19 protein-coding genes are annotated in these 18,994 nt (G+C 47.0%); 10 read left to right on the forward strand and 9 right to left on the reverse strand.

Features of this window, described 5'->3' with window-relative positions:
* The 4 genes from Q8J68_RS14000 to Q8J68_RS14015 all read left to right on the forward strand — a co-directional run.
* Positions 1–307: zinc ribbon domain-containing protein (locus tag Q8J68_RS14000; protein WP_305312132.1), on the forward strand; the 307-nt coding region annotated here is incomplete at its 5' end.
* Positions 308–603: 296 nt separating this feature from the next.
* Positions 604–3,060, forward strand: coding sequence for a DUF3656 domain-containing protein (locus Q8J68_RS14005; protein WP_305312133.1), 2,457 nt, complete (start codon positions 604–606; stop codon positions 3,058–3,060).
* The gene (locus Q8J68_RS14010) at positions 3,057–3,473 is read left to right on the forward strand and encodes a nucleoside 2-deoxyribosyltransferase (RefSeq protein ID WP_305312134.1); all 417 of its coding nucleotides are present in this window, start codon (positions 3,057–3,059) and stop codon (positions 3,471–3,473) included. Before Q8J68_RS14005 ends, Q8J68_RS14010 begins: the two co-directional genes overlap by 4 nt.
* A 493-nt stretch (positions 3,474–3,966) precedes the next feature.
* Positions 3,967–4,212: a pro-sigmaK processing inhibitor BofA family protein gene (locus Q8J68_RS14015; RefSeq protein WP_305312135.1), complete on the forward strand. Its 246-nt coding sequence runs from the start codon at positions 3,967–3,969 to the stop codon at positions 4,210–4,212.
* Here Q8J68_RS14015 and Q8J68_RS14020 read toward each other — a convergent pair.
* Both Q8J68_RS14020 and lysS read right to left on the reverse strand, forming a co-directional pair.
* Positions 4,209–4,838, reverse strand: coding sequence for a class I SAM-dependent methyltransferase (locus Q8J68_RS14020; protein ID WP_305312136.1), 630 nt, complete (start codon positions 4,836–4,838; stop codon positions 4,209–4,211). The genes Q8J68_RS14015 and Q8J68_RS14020 overlap by 4 nt on opposite strands.
* Before the next feature lies 1 nt (position 4,839).
* A complete protein-coding gene (gene lysS / locus Q8J68_RS14025; RefSeq protein ID WP_305312137.1) occupies positions 4,840–6,432 on the reverse strand; it encodes a lysine--tRNA ligase in 1,593 nt (530 codons plus the stop codon).
* 388 nt (positions 6,433–6,820) lie between these two features.
* Here lysS and Q8J68_RS14035 point away from each other — a divergent pair, with 388 nt between their 5' ends.
* Complete coding sequence (locus Q8J68_RS14035) at positions 6,821–7,144, forward strand: metal-dependent transcriptional regulator (RefSeq protein ID WP_305312170.1); 324 nt, start codon at positions 6,821–6,823, stop codon at positions 7,142–7,144.
* Positions 7,145–7,264: 120 nt separating this feature from the next.
* Positions 7,265–7,546 (forward strand): hypothetical protein, encoded by a 282-nt coding sequence (locus Q8J68_RS14040; RefSeq protein ID WP_305312138.1) that lies wholly within the window; start codon positions 7,265–7,267, stop codon positions 7,544–7,546.
* Here Q8J68_RS14040 and Q8J68_RS14045 read toward each other — a convergent pair.
* The 7 genes from Q8J68_RS14045 to Q8J68_RS14075 all read right to left on the reverse strand — a co-directional run bounded on the left by Q8J68_RS14045 (position 7,537) and on the right by Q8J68_RS14075 (position 12,645).
* Positions 7,537–8,316 (reverse strand): C15orf41 family protein, encoded by a 780-nt coding sequence (locus Q8J68_RS14045; protein WP_305312139.1) that lies wholly within the window; start codon positions 8,314–8,316, stop codon positions 7,537–7,539. The genes Q8J68_RS14040 and Q8J68_RS14045 overlap by 10 nt on opposite strands.
* A gap of 16 nt (positions 8,317–8,332) precedes the next feature.
* On the reverse strand, positions 8,333–8,959 hold the full coding sequence (locus Q8J68_RS14050; protein ID WP_305312140.1) for an endonuclease III domain-containing protein: 627 nt from the start codon (positions 8,957–8,959) through the stop codon (positions 8,333–8,335).
* Between the two features lie 18 nt (positions 8,960–8,977).
* Entirely contained in the window at positions 8,978–9,493 is a 516-nt protein-coding gene (locus Q8J68_RS14055; protein ID WP_305312141.1) for a hypothetical protein, read from the reverse strand.
* 75 nt (positions 9,494–9,568) lie between these two features.
* Positions 9,569–10,417: a ribose-phosphate diphosphokinase gene (locus Q8J68_RS14060; RefSeq protein ID WP_048146947.1), complete on the reverse strand. Its 849-nt coding sequence runs from the start codon at positions 10,415–10,417 to the stop codon at positions 9,569–9,571.
* 51 nt (positions 10,418–10,468) lie between these two features.
* Complete coding sequence (gene moaC, locus Q8J68_RS14065) at positions 10,469–10,954, reverse strand: cyclic pyranopterin monophosphate synthase MoaC (RefSeq protein WP_305312142.1); 486 nt, start codon at positions 10,952–10,954, stop codon at positions 10,469–10,471.
* 15 nt (positions 10,955–10,969) lie between these two features.
* On the reverse strand, positions 10,970–11,152 hold the full coding sequence (locus Q8J68_RS14070) for a hypothetical protein (RefSeq protein WP_015053538.1): 183 nt from the start codon (positions 11,150–11,152) through the stop codon (positions 10,970–10,972).
* Between the two features lie 5 nt (positions 11,153–11,157).
* Entirely contained in the window at positions 11,158–12,645 is a 1,488-nt protein-coding gene (locus Q8J68_RS14075) for an NAD(P)H-hydrate dehydratase (protein ID WP_305312143.1), read from the reverse strand.
* A 198-nt stretch (positions 12,646–12,843) separates the two neighbouring features.
* Here Q8J68_RS14075 and Q8J68_RS14080 point away from each other — a divergent pair, with 198 nt between their 5' ends.
* From Q8J68_RS14080 to Q8J68_RS14095, 4 genes are all read left to right on the forward strand, one after another.
* Positions 12,844–14,220 carry a DHH family phosphoesterase gene (locus Q8J68_RS14080; RefSeq protein ID WP_370867654.1) on the forward strand — a complete coding sequence of 459 codons (1,377 nt, stop codon included), beginning with the start codon at positions 12,844–12,846 and terminating at the stop codon, positions 14,218–14,220.
* Positions 14,221–15,008: 788 nt separating this feature from the next.
* On the forward strand, positions 15,009–16,778 hold the full coding sequence (locus Q8J68_RS14085; protein ID WP_305312144.1) for an SLC13 family permease: 1,770 nt from the start codon (positions 15,009–15,011) through the stop codon (positions 16,776–16,778).
* Between the two features lie 56 nt (positions 16,779–16,834).
* Entirely contained in the window at positions 16,835–17,548 is a 714-nt protein-coding gene (locus Q8J68_RS14090; RefSeq protein ID WP_305312145.1) for a YkgJ family cysteine cluster protein, read from the forward strand.
* Between the two features lie 40 nt (positions 17,549–17,588).
* Complete coding sequence (locus tag Q8J68_RS14095; RefSeq protein ID WP_305312146.1) at positions 17,589–18,872, forward strand: 3-isopropylmalate dehydratase large subunit; 1,284 nt, start codon at positions 17,589–17,591, stop codon at positions 18,870–18,872.
* The last annotated feature ends 122 nt before the right edge of the window (positions 18,873–18,994 follow it).

Genomic DNA, 18,994 nt, shown 5'->3' on the forward strand with positions numbered 1-18,994 from the left:
CTCCAAAGGCATCTACGATGCTTCATGGGGAAAATTCTTCAGGATGCTTGAGTACAAGGCTAAGAAGTTCGGTAAGATCTACCACCAGCTAGAGAAGTATTTCCCATCTAGCCAGATCTGCTCTGTCTGTGGCCATAAGAATGTTAAGGTCAAAGATACTTCTGTCAGAGAATTTGACTGCGACCATTGCGGTCAGCATCATGACAGGGATGTCAATGCGAGCATCAACATTCTTAACAAAGGACTACAGGAACTTGGCATAACTCAGAAATACGCTACAGGAACTAGCGGAATTGGTGTTTGTTAGTCTCCATAAAAGGTCAATAAACACTAACGCCCCCGAGATACGGGAAAAGGAAAGAACCAAAGAAACTCTTTCGTAATAACCTGGATCGATGAAACGGGAAGCCCCTTCCTTCAGGGAGGGGAGGTTCACTGGCAATACGTGCCGCTTTTCAAATCAGTGTACAACCTTGTAATAATGGCTCTCTGTATCTACATAATTAAGCTCTACGTTTTCAGGAAACAGGCCTAGGCCTGCTTTCTTCTTTTTCCTGCTTCATCTTCATTTTTATATAGCTTTCATGAGTATACTGCAGATTCATGATGATACGAAAACCCGAACTTCTTGCCCCTGCCGGGGATAGGGAATCGCTTATCGCTGCAGTAGAGAACGGTGCAGATGCCGTTTATCTGGGGATAAAGGATTTCAGTGCAAGGGCATATGCCGGTAATTTCACAGTTGATGAGTTCAGGGAAGGGCTGGACTATGCCCATCTGAGGGGAGTAAAGGTTTATGTTACCCTGAACACACTCATTAAAGATCAGGAGATCGAAAAAGCAGTCAACCTGATGTATATCCTTGATGAACTTGGAGCTGATGCTATAATTGTACAGGACATCGGCCTGCTGTCACTCACAAGGGAACTTCTGCCTGGCCTGCAGGTCCATGCCAGCACCCAGATGACCATCCACAACACCGAAGGAGTACGCTTCCTGCAGGACATGGGTGTAAGCCGGGTGGTGCTCGCAAGAGAGATGCCGCTGGATGAGATCATGACCATAAGGCAGGATACAGGCATTGAGATAGAAACTTTCATCCATGGTGCCCTGTGCATCTGTTATTCCGGCCAGTGCCTGATGAGCAGCATGATAGGAGGCAGGAGCGGTAACCGTGGACACTGCGCCCAGCCATGCAGGAAAAAGTACAGCCTCCTGGAAGACAAAGAGAAGCTCAGCACCAGGGGCAGCTTTCTCCTGAGCCCTAAAGACCTTAACACGTCCCCGATACTGCCAGAGCTCATAGAGGCGGGCATCAGCTCTTTCAAAATAGAGGGCCGTATGAAGCGGCCCGAATACGTGGCAGGCGTGGTGAGAATATACAGCCGCCTTATTGACAGGTACATAAGTGATCCAAATGGCTACTTCGTGTCTGATGAAGAGACCGCACAGCTTGCCCAGCTCTTCAACAGGGAGTTCACAACAGGATATTTCAAGGGCAACCCTGCCGGTGACCTGATGGCCCGGGATAGGCCATATAACCGGGGAGTGCCCATCGGCAGGGTCATCGGATATAATAGCAGGGGCAGGAACATGAGCCTTGAAATATCGGGCTCCCTGCGGACAGGTGATGGCATAGGCTTTGGAGGCAAAGAGGATTCAGGAATGATCGTGCAGGCCATGTATGCCGGAGGGAAGCCTGTAAAAGAAGCATGCAAAAGAGACGTTGTTTCAATACCCTTTGATGCGCCGCTCAGGACGGGAACAATTGTTTACAGGACTCTTGACAGCTCACTCATGAAAGAGCTGCAAGGTTCATTTGAGCAGCCCGGCAGGTACAGGAAAGTGCCTGTATCCCTTGGAGTGCAAGCATCTGTTGGAGAGCCCTTTGTTGTGACGGTGCGTGATGAGGATGGCAATAGTGTCAGTGCCTGTTCTGAATACACCATTGAAGCTGCCCTCAGAAAAGCAACAGCCATGGAAGATATACACAAGCAGATGAATAAACTGGGGAACACTGCTTTTGAGTTAAAGGCAATTGAAATTAATATGGAAGACGGTGTCTTCATACCTATCAAAGAGATGAACGATACCAGGAATAAAGCCGCATCAGAACTGGAGAGAATAAGGACAGAAGGTCACAGGAGAGGAGGACATGCGGCATATAATTCCATTAGTGAACCCCATTGCGCAGAAAATGCAAAAAAGCCGCTTCTTGCAGTCAGTGTCAACAACATGGAAAGTCTGCAAAATGTTATAGAATGCGGCGCTGACATAGTATATTACGATACGGAACGATACTCCATGGAGAAAGGTACAGATCTGCAGGCCGCTGCTGCACATGCCGCGGATGCACATGTACCGGCCTATCTGCACACTCCGCTCATTGTCAAAGACGAAGATATGCCGGATGTCCAGGAGCAAATGCTTACCGCCATTGAGGCGGGGTTTGAGGGAATAATTGCAGCGAATCCCGGAGTACTCAGAGGGGCGCTTTCGCTTGGTTTCAGGACTATTGCAGACAGTTCGTTCAATATATTCAACAGGCAGGCAGCATCAGTTTTCTTCAGGAGGGGAGTTGAGCTGACAGTACTCTCCCCGGAAATGAACTTCGAACAGATAAAAGACGTGAGTGCCGGAAATCAGACAGAATGTATCGTTCACGGCAACCTGCAGGTCATGGAATCCGAACACTGTCTGGTTGCAGCCCTGACAGGACTGGAGTCAATGCGTGAAACCACCAAAATAGAGGGCTCATTCCGGCTGAGGGATGAGAAGGACTTTATCTTCCCGGTAATGACCGATAAGAGTAACAGAACACATATTTTCAATTCAAAGGAAATGTGCCTTCTGGAAGATATATCTCACCTTTTGGATGCAGGTGTTTCGAGATTTAGGATCGATGCAAGGATTGCAGAGCCATCGCTTACAGGGCAGATTGTAAGTTCATACAGGAATGCAATTGATTCTTACTATGGGAACAGACAGCCCATGAATAAAAAATGCCGGGATATCTCAAAGGAGTTCACCAGAGGGCATTACCACAGGGGCATACTATGAGGATATTCCTTTCAGCCTCGATACGCGGCGGCAGGGACATGCTGCATGTGTACACAGAGATATTGGAGTTGTTGCAGTGCTACGGGCATGAGGTGCTGAGCTGGCATGTTGCAGACCCTGAACTTGAGGACAAGGAATCCCTGATGACAGAACAGGAAATATACGAGCGTGACATGGGTTTGCTCGTCAGGAGCGAGTGCATGATCGCAGAGGTCAGCATTCCCTCCATAGGTGTTGGTTATGAAATATGCAGGGGCCTGCAGCTCGGTCTGCCCATACTATGCCTGCACTCGCCGCATTCCAGGGTCTCTGCAATGATACTCGGGAACAAAAACAATAGGATCATATGCAGGCAATACGCCAATTATCAGGAACTGGAAGAGAATATCATGCATTTTCTGGCAACCATCTGAAAAAATAGCTATATTATATAATAAGGCTAATAGTTGACTTAGTACCTTTAAACTGTTTTTAAAAGATAATCAAGAGCTGAATGCCCTAAATACTTACTAAAAGGTAGTTTTATATACATAGTATGCATATTATCTGTTAGATTGGTTAATCAGCACTAATTAGCGGTTAAATCAATCTATAAAGCCTGATAACAGCTCTATATGGGTAACGCAGTATCAATTCCTGCGAAAATCCGGTATAGCATGTTTGAATTCTTTAAAAGATAAAGGTATCTCTCCATGGGAGGTGAGATATAATGGCAATGGCACCAAAGGATCAGAAGAAGGATGACAAGAAGGGAGCAAAAACCGCCCCAGCAAAGGATCAGAAAAAGAAGTAATTTTACAATTCTTGAATTTCGTTCTTTTGAGGAGATAAAACTCCTCTTTTTTTAGCAGCATAGTTTTTTAGCAATCATTAAATACTAATCAAGACCATTTAATAGTGGTAACTATGATGAGTGAAATATTCATATTAGTAATAGCAATTATAGTTGCAGTTATCCTGTACAAGGTGTTGAAAACTGCTACAAAGATGGCAATGAATGCAGTTTTAGGTATTTTGATACTTATAATTGCAAACTCTGTACTTGGGCTTGGCATAGCCTACACATGGATAGTCATCCTGATCTGTGCAATAGCAGGAGTTGTAGGTGCCCTGCTGATAATATTCTTACATTATTTCTTTGGTTTATTCTAAAGGGTAGCTGTTCCTTTTATGTGGTGGCGTGTGTGACGCTCACCACGGAATGTTTTTTCGGTGATAATGTTTTTAAGGTCCACCTGCGCAAACCCGCCCAGCAGTGAAGACAGCTCCTTTTCCGTAAAATAGTGGTATATGATCCCGCCTTTCCTCATGAAAGTATTACTCTCGACCTCCTGTCCGCCAAATCTCATATCCTCAGTGCCGAAAACTTCGATGAACAGAATCCCTGAGGGCTTGAGAAGCCTTTTGAACTCTTTAACTGCAAGTATCCTTTCGCTTTCGAAAAGGTGCTGCAGGACACCGTAGCATAGCACTGCATCAAAGGAATGGTCAGAAAAAGGGAGATTTGTGACGGTGGATACAATGAGTTCGGCACACCGGTCGCTCCTGTCAAGGTAGGAACGCGCTTCCAAGAGTGCATTCAATGAAACATCAGTACCTACAACACCATATTTCCTTGAAAGGGGAAGCAAATACCTCCCATTCCCGCAACCTGCATCCAGCACACGGGAGGCTGGAGAGATGCTTCCCTCCACGGCAGAGATCGGCCGTGGACCACCCCACCTTACATGCCTGTATTCCTCATCCCAGGCAAGAAGATGAGTAGATCTTGATCCCATATCAAGGCTGGTACTCTGAGGCTTTCCTGAAGCGCTCCACCAGGAAGTCCTTTTCCAGTGAGGACAGGAACCATCCAGCCTTGGGGCCTGACTGTTGCCCGAGCACAGCAGTATAGACGGCCTTGAAGAGTTCCTTAGGGTCTGCCTGTATCTGTTCCGGGCCGACACCCAGAAGTTGCGCCATTTCTCCTGTCAGCTCGGAATCCTGCTCCTTTGCCGAATAGACCAGATTATGATAGTCCTCTCCGCTCATCTCAGCCCGCTGGGAAATAAGCTTTGAGAAGGAAGCAAGAAAAGCCCGCTGGAGTTCAGAAAGGCTGGCAGCTTGCACCGGCAGTTCACTTTTCACACTGAACTTTGCAAATGCAGGTGCATACATCTCAAGCCAGTTACCGACATTATCCGCCAGCTCTTTTATGCATCTCTCATTTGTGGTGTCATAGCCTGCCCTTTTAACTATGCGCATTATTTTACCAAAGTCCCCGCCTGCGGCCTGGTAAATAGTGATCATGTGCTTGAAGGGGATATCAGTATGACATATACCCACTGCATGTGACAGCTCCAGTATCCTCTTTTCATAGGAGCCTGGACTATCGATGGAATGAAGACGCTCGAATTCGTCCACAAGATTCAGCAGGGGTTGTGAAGGATCGAATTTTATATGCTTCTCAGGTTTTGTACGGATAATAAGATACCTGAGTACCTCGGGAGGCACAACCTTCAGCATATCCGATATGGAAACAACAACACCCGAGGAAGATGACATGGCACCCTCGTTACCCAGCATGATCCATTCATAGACTATGGGGAAAGGAGCATCATATCCGAATACCTCTTTTGCTATCAGCACGCCGGTGTCGTATGAGCCGCCTTTTGATGCATGGTCCTTGCCGTAGGGCTCGACTGTGACCCCAAGCGCCTTCCATCTTGCGGGCCAGTCCACACGCCATGTAAGCTTACCGCCGCCGTTCATGGAAACAGTGCCTGAGTTTGCGCAGGAGCAGGTGTAATCAACGGTTTCGGCATCCAGGTCAAAGCCTGTGACGATCGTCGTGTTTATTTTACCGCATGCACTACAGATCGGATTGAAGGGACACCAGGTATCTGAAGGGGTTTTACCTGAAACGTTCTTAAGGATAGCTGCTATTTCATCCCTTTTCACGAGTGCCTTCTTAATGGCATCCGTATAGACACCCTGCTTGTACAGTTCATCAGCCCTGTACACAGTGGGGCGTATCCCCAGACGCTCAAGAGCTATAAGAAACGGCTCAAGATAGTGCTCAGAGTAACTCTGATGCTTCCCGCAGGGGCACGGCACATCTGACAGGGGCTTTCCCACATGTTCAGCATAACTTTCATCAAGGAAAGGATAGACCTTCCTGAGGGGATCGTAAGTGTCAGCAATATAGACGAACTCGGCCTGTGCACCTTTGTCGAGAAGGGCCCTGTATACTGCATCCGCTGTTACGACCTCGCGCATATTGCCTATATGAATATGACCTGATGGCGTTATTCCTGTTGCAACGAGATGTTTCCTACCTTTGGCGAGAACCTCGTCTGCAACTACATCCGCCCAGTGTGTGATATCTGCCATTCTTTTCACCAGTACCAGAAAGTGGGTAATTTTTGTAATTATTCAAGCGATTAGCTTTTATGGAAATGGTCTCTGAGAGATTGAGAGATTGTAACCTTAAATTATTGCTACTATTATAACCTTTGCTTAAGGACAAAAGCTGTGATTTCCACTATATGGCTATTATCCAACATACCAGTATTTGTTCAAAAGTGCATCACTAATCCCAAAACCATAAATACCTTAATTGCTTACGGTTATTGAAAGGAAGCAATGGGGTTATTATGCATCCTGAACGCACAGGCGAATACCTTGAAACGATATTTCTTCTGGTAAGAAAGAATAATACTCCTGCAAGGACTACCCAGATCGCTGCCGAACTTAATGTTTCACCCCAAGCGTGACAGAAATGATACAACGGCTCTCAGAGAGCGGATTTGTACACTATAGACCTTACTATGGAGTGGAGCTAACAGAGTCAGGCAGCAACCAGGCAAAAAAACAGAGACACACCAATCGTGTGCTAAGGAGATTTCTGATCATAGTACTGGGGATGGAGCCTGGGATTGCAAAAGAGGAAGCTAACAACCTTCAGCATACTGCTTCTGAAAACGTGCTTGAACATATATGCCAGTATATGCTGCATATGCAGCTCTGCCCACAGTGCGGGGATTCAAAAGTAAAAAGGTGCTGTAATTTATCGATGTCAGAGTCTGCAGATCAGACTATCTGACAGGACACCGGGACAACTTTCGAAAAATGATATCAATAGTCACTCTTTCTTAAATAATGAGAATTGTTCGTAGGCAGACGAACCGTAAGGTATTAATAAGTAACCAATATAGTAAAAGTGATGACCCGCATAACCACCACAAAAGTAGACGTACCTATGTGCACATCTATGGACATACTCTACATGAGGAACAAATGTGAACCTATGGAAGAAGAAGCCTTACCTTTCATTGCAGTTCACGGCAACCACGCGACCATCAACAACGAAGCAATACTGTATGACGAGGAAGAAGTATACCAGGTATACACCAAGAATGTCTTCATACAAACAGAAAAGCCACTCCCCGAAAAAACCATTGTACAGAACACCGAGGTAGAAGCAGATCTTGGAATCTACCACTGAACTCCATGGTTTAGCAATTCATCGATCGTGTCGGACTCCTTCACAAAGAACCTATAATCTTTGATAAGGTGCCCGTCCATCTTTACGCTATCAAGGAAACCGTACCAGTAAACTATCATACCGGTACCGAAGTTTTCTTCATAATCGGTGAATTGCTTTTTCATATAATATTGATGTTCCTTCTCATCACCGAACAGGGCCTTGCTTTCGATCCACGATACATTTTTACCATTGATATCAAGAGGCTCTTCCAGCAGGAAATCCGGTGTTTTTGCAATTCCCAAAGCCCGGAGATCGTTTTCCGTCCGGAATGAAACTCCTTTGTTCGCAAGCCACTGCTCAAGTATCGACTCGCCCATTTTCCCTTTGACCGTATGGACCTCATGAGCTCTCGGAGAAAAGAAGTGGTCAGAGCACATGGCCTCCTTAACTTCCTTTTTGAGCCGCATGTCAGGAAGCTCATCTATATTCTTCATGAAAGATTTTTTGGGAATACCCATCTCAGACAGGATCATGGCAGCCATAAGAGTTGCAGGAATACTGTTCTTCCGGGCTATCTGGACAATGGTGGTGCCCTTCTGCCACATCGACAGGTGCTTGCCGCTCCTGTCCTGTACGCGGGAGAAGTTCTTCTTCACATCCGTCACGGTCTTCTGGTTGAGTATAGAGTATATCACACCCACGGGTTGTGAGAACATTTCTGACACCCTGTCAATATCATCAACCCCCTTAAGGGAACTGAATATCTGTTCGTAGGTATTGATGTCCATTTGAATATCTCCTTAATTACAAAGGCTGCTTCAGCAAACATGCACCGCACCGTTTCTTTCCGCAGAAGCTCTTGGAATATTCCACTATCAATGCATGATATTCCTTGAAGAGATCAACATCTGCAGGCAGGCTGCCCTCAAACAACCTCTGAAGTTGCATGTAATCACCCTCCACCCCTATACATTTCATCATACGGGTCGTGTACGCATCTATCACAAAAATGGGCTTATGGGCAGCATAGAGGATTATGCTGTCTGCAGTCTCATTGCCAACGCCCTTCAAAGACAACATCCTTTGTCTTAAAACGTCAAGAGGTAATGAGAAAACATCGTTCATCTCGTTTTCGGTGAAATAAGAGGCAATATTCTTTATCCTAAAAGCTTTCTGACGATAGAAACCACAGCATCGGACCAATTCCTCAAGAAGTGGGAGATCGGCTTCTGCAAGAGGTTTGGGTTCAAGCAGGCTGTGCTCTTTAAGATTACAGATGGCTTTTTCAACATTGGCCCATTTCGTCTGCTGGGTAAGCATTGCACCCACCACGACTTCAAAAGCCGTTTCAGCAGGCCACCAATATTGAGGACCTAATTCTTCCCGCAGTATATGGTAGACCTTAAGAAGGTCTTTGTTTCTAAAGCTCATAAGAAAAGAAAGAAAGGGTTATTTCCAGAATTCCTCCTCATAGTTATCAGGAAGATCAAGGTTCATTACTTCATCCAGTGACTTCCTCTTTTTTGGGGGCTGTTCCTTTGGTGCCTCCCTGGATTCTATCACCGTTGTATTCTTAGTATTGATAGTTACTTCCTCACGCAATTCAAAATCCGGTTCTTTGTGGGGAGTCACAGCTTGGGCATCTTCTGAGTACCGGGGTTTTATTTCTTCACAGGGAAGAACTGCCGGTTTTCTGGAAGTATCCACTTGACGGACTTCTGTTATCTGCTTTTCCCTGGGATAGAATCCCAAAGGCTCCTGACTCTCCTTATCCACCCGCTTCCGGCGAGTGTCCTGTGCATAACTGTCTACTACAGGAGAAGACCTCAATGATCTCTTGTGAGTTGAACGGTAACCTATGATACATTGTTCATCCCCAGAACGCCAGTCCACAACATAGAGATGACAGGCATTCTTCTTACAATGAGAGGCCCCGTCCCGGGGGCAGATGTCAGGTAGCGTCATGTCAGATTTCTCAGTTAGATATTATAAGCAGCTATTGTATATAATTAACACTTATGCTTTTACAATCTCTTTATGTTACAGTCCCTTTATAGTAGCGGCTATCAGGGGTGCAACACTGATGCAACTCTGGGTCTTTTCAATAGTATCTGTGGAGATTATATCTCTCACACCTGCATTGTACAATCTCATGACAGCATTCCTTGCAAGTACAGGATGTACGCAGGCAAGATATACATCTTTTGCACCCTGCCCTTTAAGCAGTTTTATCGACTCCACCATCGTTCCGCCGGTAGCTATCATATCGTCGAGCAGTACGATATCCCTGCCCTGCACATCAATGCTCTTTGTCTTGATGGTCACAGTATCGCCTGAGATGCGGGTCTTCTCAAGATAATCACAGTCATATCCTATTTCCTTAGCGGTCCTCTCTACGAACTCCATGGCCCCGGCGTCCGGAGAAACAAGCAGGGCATCCTTGAGGCCCATGGACCTTATATGATATCCTATCAGTTGTGAAGCATCCAGGTCAAATGCGTCAGCATTGAAATAATCCAGCACACTCGTCTTGTGCACATTCACAGTAAATACCCTGTCAGCATTGATGGTCCTGGCAATCGCCCTTGCGCTAATGGGTTCACCTGTTTTGAACTTCCGGTCCTGCCGCGCATATCCCATGTAGGGAATGACAACATTGATGACCGGAGAGTCTTCACATGCATCTATAAGCTGCAATAGCGCTACAAAATCAGAATCCGTGATTATGCTCTGTATAATGGTGACCTCGTCCACATCCTCATCCAGGATGCGGGTATAAAGCTCACCGTCGGGGAACCTGGTGAAATCACAAACAGTCGGTTCCAGATTCAATTCCCTTGCAACTCGTGATGAGAGAGCCTGAGATGCGGGTCCTCCTATGATCTTCAAATGATGTACCTCTTTTAATTCCATTTTTTATAGCATTTCCTAATGTAACGGTTATAATACATTAGTTTTGGTTCCTTTGACTTTTGAAAGGACCCTGATGTTACGTATAGATGTGAGGGGATAGTTACCGGTATCGTCCTTCTCGGCAGATTTGACCATGTCCCAGATAGTAAGGAGGGCTATGGAAACACCTGTAAGGGCCTCCATTTCAACACCGGTCCTTCCGACTGAGCCCACTTCCACCACCGCAGAGATCTGGTCCTCTCCTATCGAGAAGTCGACATCCACGCCGGTTATGGGTATCTGATGACACATGGGAATGAGTTCGGGAGTTCTTTTTACTGCCAGGATGGCAGCGATTCTTGCAGTTGAGAGCACATTGCCTTTCTCAACGGTTCCGCTCCTGATACTCTCGATGGTGCTTCTGCCCAGGATGATCTCTCCGGAAGCTATTGCCTTTCGGGCAACGGTATCTTTGTGGCTTATGTCCACCATGACCGCACGGTCATCTTCTATATGAGTGAATTTCGTAGTCAACAGATCACCCAAGGGTCAGTCTATGCGCAGGTTCTGTCTCTGCATGTAATCCTCAATAGTTGTATTTAATGTTTCTTTCAGGTCCCTTGCTTCATCGAGGGTCAGTTTAAATATCTCCTCATCCTCGCCATGGCTGATGCTTATGCGGACCCGCTTCCTTTCAATATCCACGGCTATTTTCCTGCCTTCCCTTTCCATACCTATCACTCCTGTTTCATTACATAGGGTATCTTCCGGATAACATCACTCGCAAGCAAGCCAAAACCATTCTCTTCAAAAGCAAGATCCCCTGCGGCACCATTCACAAAGCAACTGCAACATGCCGCATCAAACGCATTGTTAGTGGCAAACAGCGCGCCGACAATGCCCGCAAGCACATCACCGGTGCCTCCCACGGTCATACCGGCATTCCCTGTCCGGTTGAGCCTTGTTTCCTTCCCGTCGGATATCACGTCGATATTTCCTTTCAGTACAGTAACAACCTGTTTCTCCTTCGAGAAGGTATGAACAAGACCTTTTTTCCCTTCCAGAGAAACGGGGAGTTTGCTTCCGTTCCTGCCCCCCAGGAGGCGCGAGAATTCCCCAGCATGAGGCGTTATGATGAACTCACCACTCTTTGCCGGAGGGAAGGACATATCATAAAGTGCATCAGCGTCTATGACGGCTTTTTTGCACAGAGGCAGGATCTCGCCTATCGCTTCAAGGGTCGCTGCGTCCCTCCCCAGACCAGGACCGATGACAACAACATCACTTGAATCAATAAGAGGGCGTAGCAGAGATATATGCTCAGGACACAAACGGTCACCATGCATGCCTTTTATAATCAGGTCAGGAGAATAAGCAGCCACTATATGTGAAATGCTCTCAGGCACTGCAACTGTGACAAGGTCAGCACCTGCCCTTAAAGCTGCAAGTGACGCAAAAGCCGGTGCTCCGGAATAAGGCCCACCACCTATTACCAGTATGCTGCCTGCATTACCCTTATGTGAGAAAGCGCTTCTCAATGCCAGACCTTTGAGGTCGCCCAGCCCCACGAATTCCTCGGCATCTCTGCAAACCCCTATACTCACCACCCGAACCTCGCCAGTCATATCCTTTGAGTGAGGTAAAACAAGGCCAGTCTTCATTTTGTGGAAGGTAAGGGTCAGGTCCGCTTTCACGCTTTTTTCAAATGCACCGGCTTCCGGATCAAAACCTGAAGGAGAATCTATAGAGATGACAAAAGTATCTGTTGCATTGATGAGATCTATTGCTGTGGATTCCGGCTCCCTTAACTGGCCTTTCATCCCTGATCCAAGCACACCGTCAACGATAATATCTGCTTCTTTCCAGCCAGGATAAGAGCGCAGGTCAGCAGAATCGCGTATCTCCCGGATATCATCGATACCGCTGTATCTGAGCAGATCGAAGTTGGCTCTCGCTTCCATGGTCCTTATCTGTGATGCGCTCCCGAGCAGGAGTACTCGTGCCCGGAATCCCGGAAGAAGGGAAAGGTGCCTGGCGGCCACGAAAGCATCGCCTCCGTTGTTACCCCTGCCTGCGATAAAGAGAACTGTTGCTGCCCTTGTCTGTGAACTGATCTCCCGTGCGATGCCTGCACCTGCATTCTCCATCAATTGCAGGGGGTTCATGCCCAGGTAGAAGCAATTATTATCGACGGCCCGCATCCTTGAAGATGTAATGGCTTCCATGTTACCTATTTATCCTTTGTTTGCATTCTATTTAGCAGTTAATGTTTTCTTCTGGGAATTATTTTAATATAACTAACATCCTTTATATGAAAAGGAGGTATTCATATTAACGCCGTTGCTAAGGAGAACACTGCAAGCGACAGGATCAGGATAAAACCCACTTACCTAATACTTGGAAGCGGGAGTTTTGGCTTTGCATTGGCCAAAGAGCTCAGGGAGCTTGACAAAGACCTGATAATCGTGGATAAGGATGCGCAAAAAGTCGAAACCCTGCGCGATGAAGCCTATGAAGCCATTGTCGGCGACGTCGGCGACCCCGGCCTCCTTGACCGGATCAATACAAAGAACCTTTCAGGCATACTAATTCTCAGTTCCGATACCTTGGCAAATAAAGCTGCTCTTGACAATGTCAGGAAGAAGGTATCAAGGGACGTATATTGTGTAGCAAGGGCCACTGATGTTATCAATATGCAGGAGATGGAAGCAATGGGTGCTGATCTTGTCATCATGCCTCCGAGAATGGTTGCCAAATCCCTTTCAAGGTCTTTGGAGCGCGCCGAAGGGCTACGGCGTGGCAATAAGATGGCGCAGTGGTTTGAGAACATCCGGGGTAAAAAGATGGCCATCATGGTGCATAATAACCCGGATCCGGATGCCATTGCAGGTGCGCTTGGACTAAAGACCATTGCAAATTCCCATGATATAAGATCGGACATTGTGTATCATGGCGAGATAGGACATCAGGAGAACAAGGCTTTTGTGAACCTTCTGGGAATCGATCTTTACAGGTATGAGGACATTGAAATGGCAGCCTATGACAAGATTGCCATGGTGGACTGTTCCGGACCGGGAGCCAACAATCCCCTGCCTACGAACACACACATCGGGATCATAATAGATCATCACCCCATAACGGATTCCGACATAGATGCCGAATTCATCGACATACGCCCCAACGTGGGTGCTTCCTCCACCATTGTGACAAAGTACCTGCAGGAGCTCAATATCGATATTGACGGCAAGCTTGCAACAGCCCTTCTGTACGGGATCAGGACCGATACCCTGGACTTTAAGAGGAACACAGACTCAGCCGATCTTTCAGCCGCTTCATACCTCTATCCCCTGTCGGACCATGATATCCTGGATCAGCTGGAGCGCCCTTCAATGTCTATCGAGACGCTGGACGTACTTGGTGAGGCCATCAACAATCGCCAGGTCATAGGTAGTTATCTGCTTTCAAATGTAGGAAGCATCCGTGACAGGGATACGCTCCCTCAGGCTGCGGACTACCTGCTCAATCTGGAAGGCATCTCGACTACCATTGTCTTTGGTGTGAGCGAGGACAAAATATTCATCTCCGGCAGAAGCAATGACATCCGTATTAACCTGGGAGATGTCATGAAACGTGCCTTTGGAGAGGAGGCTGGCGGAGGACATGCCAACGCTGCAGCAGCACGCATAGAACTTGGGGTTTTCAGCGCAGCAAGGGACAGGCAGACCCTCCTGAGACTTGTGAATGAAGCAGTGGTCAAGCGCTTCCTTACAGCCGTCGGTGTGGAAGAAGACGACATATAATATCACACCTTCTTTTTCTTTCTATTTTTTTTAACCTTGGCTGTATAAATCGATGGCAATCCACATTATATATGTGTATGTATATGTATTTATATTGATTATAAAACAGATATTTTTAGTAGGTTCTATCGGATGTATGCTATATACTTGCTATCCGAGGTCATGCCGGGGTTCCTGCATAGGACATAAGAACCCGGCAAATGTCCCGGCCTGTATATATCAAATTTCTCCCCCTCTCACCGCACGTGGCAGAAGGAGCGTGTAGGACATACCTGGCATCATGGCCCAAAGGGCATCGGTCGCACATATACACCATGTGTATGTATGCATGCTGTTCGTATGTACGGTTTATTCATACCATGCATACATGCACATGTAGGAACTTATATTGCAGGAGTATGGTCGCACACGGTATGAATGCGCATACAAAACTGAAGAATCGCATCTAACCTGCATGTATGACAGAACATACAAATCATATGACTGGTAGGGCAACACCGCTGATCCTCCGAATGACAGATTTCCGGAAGAGGGCACCTGGAGAAAACCAATGATTTATGTTTCAGAGGGAGGTCAATTAGGTAGGCCATTGCTTCCTGGCTATGGAACATGGATAATCTGTAACATACATTATTTAATATTGTATTTTTTGTATATTTCCATGTGTCCAATCAGCCGCTGATGCCAATAGCCTGCCTTTTGTATAACTTCTCTTCATATAATCGAAACGTTGAAAGGTCATGACTTCATTGAGGGAATACTGCAGTTAAGGGAAAAGAAGGTTACCAATGGAGCACTTGATAGTATTCATAACACTTATCCTTGCATTGATATTGTTCATATGGGACAGGTTCCGCCATGACATTGTCGCAGTCATCTGTCTGCTCGTTCTGGTAATGGTCGGAATTATCCCTGCAGGAGAGGCCTTCAGCGGCTTTTCACATCCTGCCGTCATCACCGTGGCAGCAGTGCTTATAGTAAGCAGCGGCCTCCAGAAAGCTGGCATTATCGATGTGATTGGCAAGTGGGTGATGAAGACAGGAGACAACCTTACAGTGCAGATAGGAGTGCTTACAGTTCTTGTCTGTATTGCCTCTGCATTTATGAACAATGTTGGAGCTCTTGCCATCTTAATGCCGGTGGCCATCCATATAGCCCGCAAGAAAGGATATTCTCCTTCCATCACCCTGATGCCCCTTGCATTTGGGTCTCTTCTGGGGGGCATGATGACCCTCATCGGCACTCCACCAAATATCATAATTGCCACTTTCCGTGCAGAACAGATGGGACAGCCTTTTGGCATGTTCGATTTTACCCCGGTGGGAGCCGGTATTGCACTTGCAGGGATTGTCTTTATAATCCTCATTGGGTGGCGCTTGCTGCCAAGCCGCCATGGCGAGAGTTCTGCAGAGGAGCGTTTCCACATCCAAGATTATATCACAGAGGTTCTCATAACTGAAAGATCGACGATAAAAGATGTGCAGATAGGAGACCTGAACGAGATCGTAGAAGCGGACATCAGAGTGCTTGGACTTATAAGGGACAACCGCCGGATCCATGCACCACGGTGGAGGGAGCTTTTAAGGGAAAATGATATCCTGATATTGGAAGCAGATTCTGACGATCTTAAGGCATTCATCGACCAGACTAAAACCGAATTGGTAGGAGAGGAACAGCTTCAGGTAGAAGAGGCAGGCTCAGAGGACATATCCATTGTTGAAGTTGTCGTGATGCCAAATTCACCTATCATCAATAAGACGGCATCCAGAATGAGAATGCGTTCAAGTTATGGGGTTAACCTGCTTGCAATCGCACGCAAGGATAGGCAGATAATGCAGCGCATAGACCACGTGCGTTTCAATGCCGGCGATGTCCTGCTGCTTCAGGGGCAGGCGGATATGCTCAATGAGACCATTATCACAATGGGCTGCCTGCCGCTGGCAGACCGCGGCTTCTGCATAGGGCAGCCAAAAAAGATAGCACTTGCTCTGGGAGTATTCGGATTATCCATTGCCGCGGTCGTGGCTGGTTTTCTCCAGGTGCAGATAGCTTTTACTCTTGCCGCGGTACTAATGGTCCTGACAGGAGTGCTGCCGGTACGCGATATTTATACAAGTGTCGACTGGCCGGTGATCGTGCTGCTGGGTGCCATGCTGCCTGTGGGTGCTGCCCTTGAGACCACCGGCGGGGCTGAAATGATAGCCAGTCAGATACTTATGGCCGGCAATACACTACCTCTCTGGGCCACACTTTCAGTACTGATAGTTGTGACAATGCTCCTTTCAGGTGTCATCAATAATGCGGCAACTGTAGTCCTTATGGCCCCAATAAGCGTAGGGGTAGCACATGGGCTGAATGCATCTGTGGACCCATTCCTCATGACCATTGCCATTGGTGCTTCATGCGCATTCCTTACGCCCATAGGGCACCAATCCAATACTCTTGTGATGGGGCCAGGGGGATACAATTTCACCGATTATGTGAAGCTGGGGTTGCCATTGAGCATACTTATTGTCATGGTTGCGGTTCCACTGATATTGTATTTCTGGCCGGCATGAGTGGTTCAGACTATCCTTTGGCAGGTGAATGAATACTATTTGCGGAGTATACGAAGATGGATTCGAGATTCAAAAGAGCCCTGATTGAGAGGCTGACAGGGGAGCTTGAAGCTGCAAGGTCAATTGATGCAGGAGAAATTGCAGCAGAGATAAAAAATATTGGCTTTTCCTGCCTCATGTGCGGCAGGTGCTGCCGGAGCGAGCATGGAGATAACTCAGTTATAGTCAGCCCTGCAGAGATAGAAAATATATGCCTGTACACTGGCCTTGAACACATGTCAGTCGCGCAACCTCCACATGAAAGTTCCAGAGATCTCCGGGAGAGGCGGACGCTGGAAGAACTTTCAGATATGATAGACATCCAGGGTAATATCCACACTTTCGGCTGGGAACTAGCCCGCAAGAAAAACGGGGACTGCATTTTTATACAGGATATAGCAGCCGGGAACAAATGTACCACATACCCTGCACGACCTACGCTTTGCAGCACTTATCCATTCTACATAGAAGAAGGAGAGCTGAGAGTATCGGAATGCGAAGGACTTGGCAAAGAGATAGGGCCGGATGAAAGCCTTGAGCTGGCCAGAAAAGTCATCGCCAGGTACAGAGAGGAACTAAAGGAAACGATCCTGCTCTACGAGAACTACGAAAGTTTCATAAGTGGACCTGAAAATATTAATAAGGCCATAGAGAATATACGGGAAGGTATTATAAACTACATAGTACATGACAGCACAGGCAGTCACAGGACTACCCGCAGGATAAGCTGACAATCATAACATTACAGTATAAAATCACAGACTGATCAATATGTCCACCAATACTGACCAAGCAATGACGATCTCTGAGAAGATCTTTTCAAAGGCTTCCGGGAAAACGGTAAAAGCCGGAGAATTCGTAATGGCCAACATAGACATGGCAATGACCCATGACATCACAGGACCTCTTGCTGTGGAGGGTTTTTACGAGATAATGCGGGAAAAAGAGCAGAAAAAAGTATGGGACCCCAGTAAAATTGTGATCCTTTTTGACCACCAGGTACCTGCTGACTCCCTGAACGCCGCTGCAAACCACATCATGCTCAGGAAATTTGCCAAAGAGCAAGGCATAATGAATTATGATGTTTATGAGGGCGTGTGTCACCAGGTCATGCCTGAGAAGGGGCATGTCAGGCCCGGAGACCTTGTTGTGGGATCTGACTCGCATACCTGTGCCTACGGTGCACTTGGTGCATTCTCAACCGGCATTGGATCGACTGACATGGCTGCAGTCTTCGCATCCGGCAAGCTCTGGTTCAGGGTCCCTGAAACGATCAGGTTCGAAGTCAATGGGAAACTTCCAAAGCATGTGTATTCCAAAGATGTCATACTTCACCTGATAGGCGATGTCGGTGCCGAGGGAGCAAGATATAAGGCTGCAGAGTATGCAGGCTCAACTGTACAGGACATGCCGATGTCCGAACGCATGACTGTATCCAACATGGCCATTGAGATGGGCGGCAAGGCAGGTATCATCGAGGCGGACAAGGTGACAGAGAAGTACCTGCAGGAACGTATCCCGGATTTTAAGCTGGACACGTACTGGAAATCTGATAAGAATGCCACCTCCGAGATAAGGGAATATGATGTAAGCAAGCTCGAGCCTCAGGTGGCCTGCCCTCACAATGTAGACAACGTCAAGCCTGTAACAGAAGTGGAAGGCATAAAAGTTGACCAGGTATTTGTAGGGTCATGTACCAATGGCAGGTTCGAAGATATCGAGATCGTGGCAAAGATGATGGGTGACGAGCCTGTTGCAAAGGGAGTAAGGCTCCTGATAATACCGGCCTCAAGGACTGAATATATGAAGGTTCTAAGAGCAGGTTACATCGAGCAGTTCATGGAAGCCGGTGCAATGGTAGAGTCACCCTGTTGCGGACCGTGCATGGGAGGTTCCTTCGGACTCCTTGGAGATGGCGAGATTGGACTTGCAACATCCAACCGGAATTTCAAAGGCAGAGAGGGAAGCCCACAGTCCTTTGTATACCTGAGCTCCCCTGCAACAGCGGCAGCTTCAGCTCTCACGGGAGAGATAACTGACCCAAGAAAGATATGAGCCCATTGGGCTCTATCTGCTTGAGAGATACCAAAAAAGATATATCATAAAATTTCTATGATACTTTCAGACGTTGGGATACCAACACATCCCGTCATATTGTGATGGATTACACCAACGTC

It is taken from the genome of Methanolobus sp., assembly GCF_030682845.1.
In the GTDB taxonomy this organism is placed as follows: Archaea; Halobacteriota; Methanosarcinia; order Methanosarcinales; family Methanosarcinaceae; genus Methanolobus.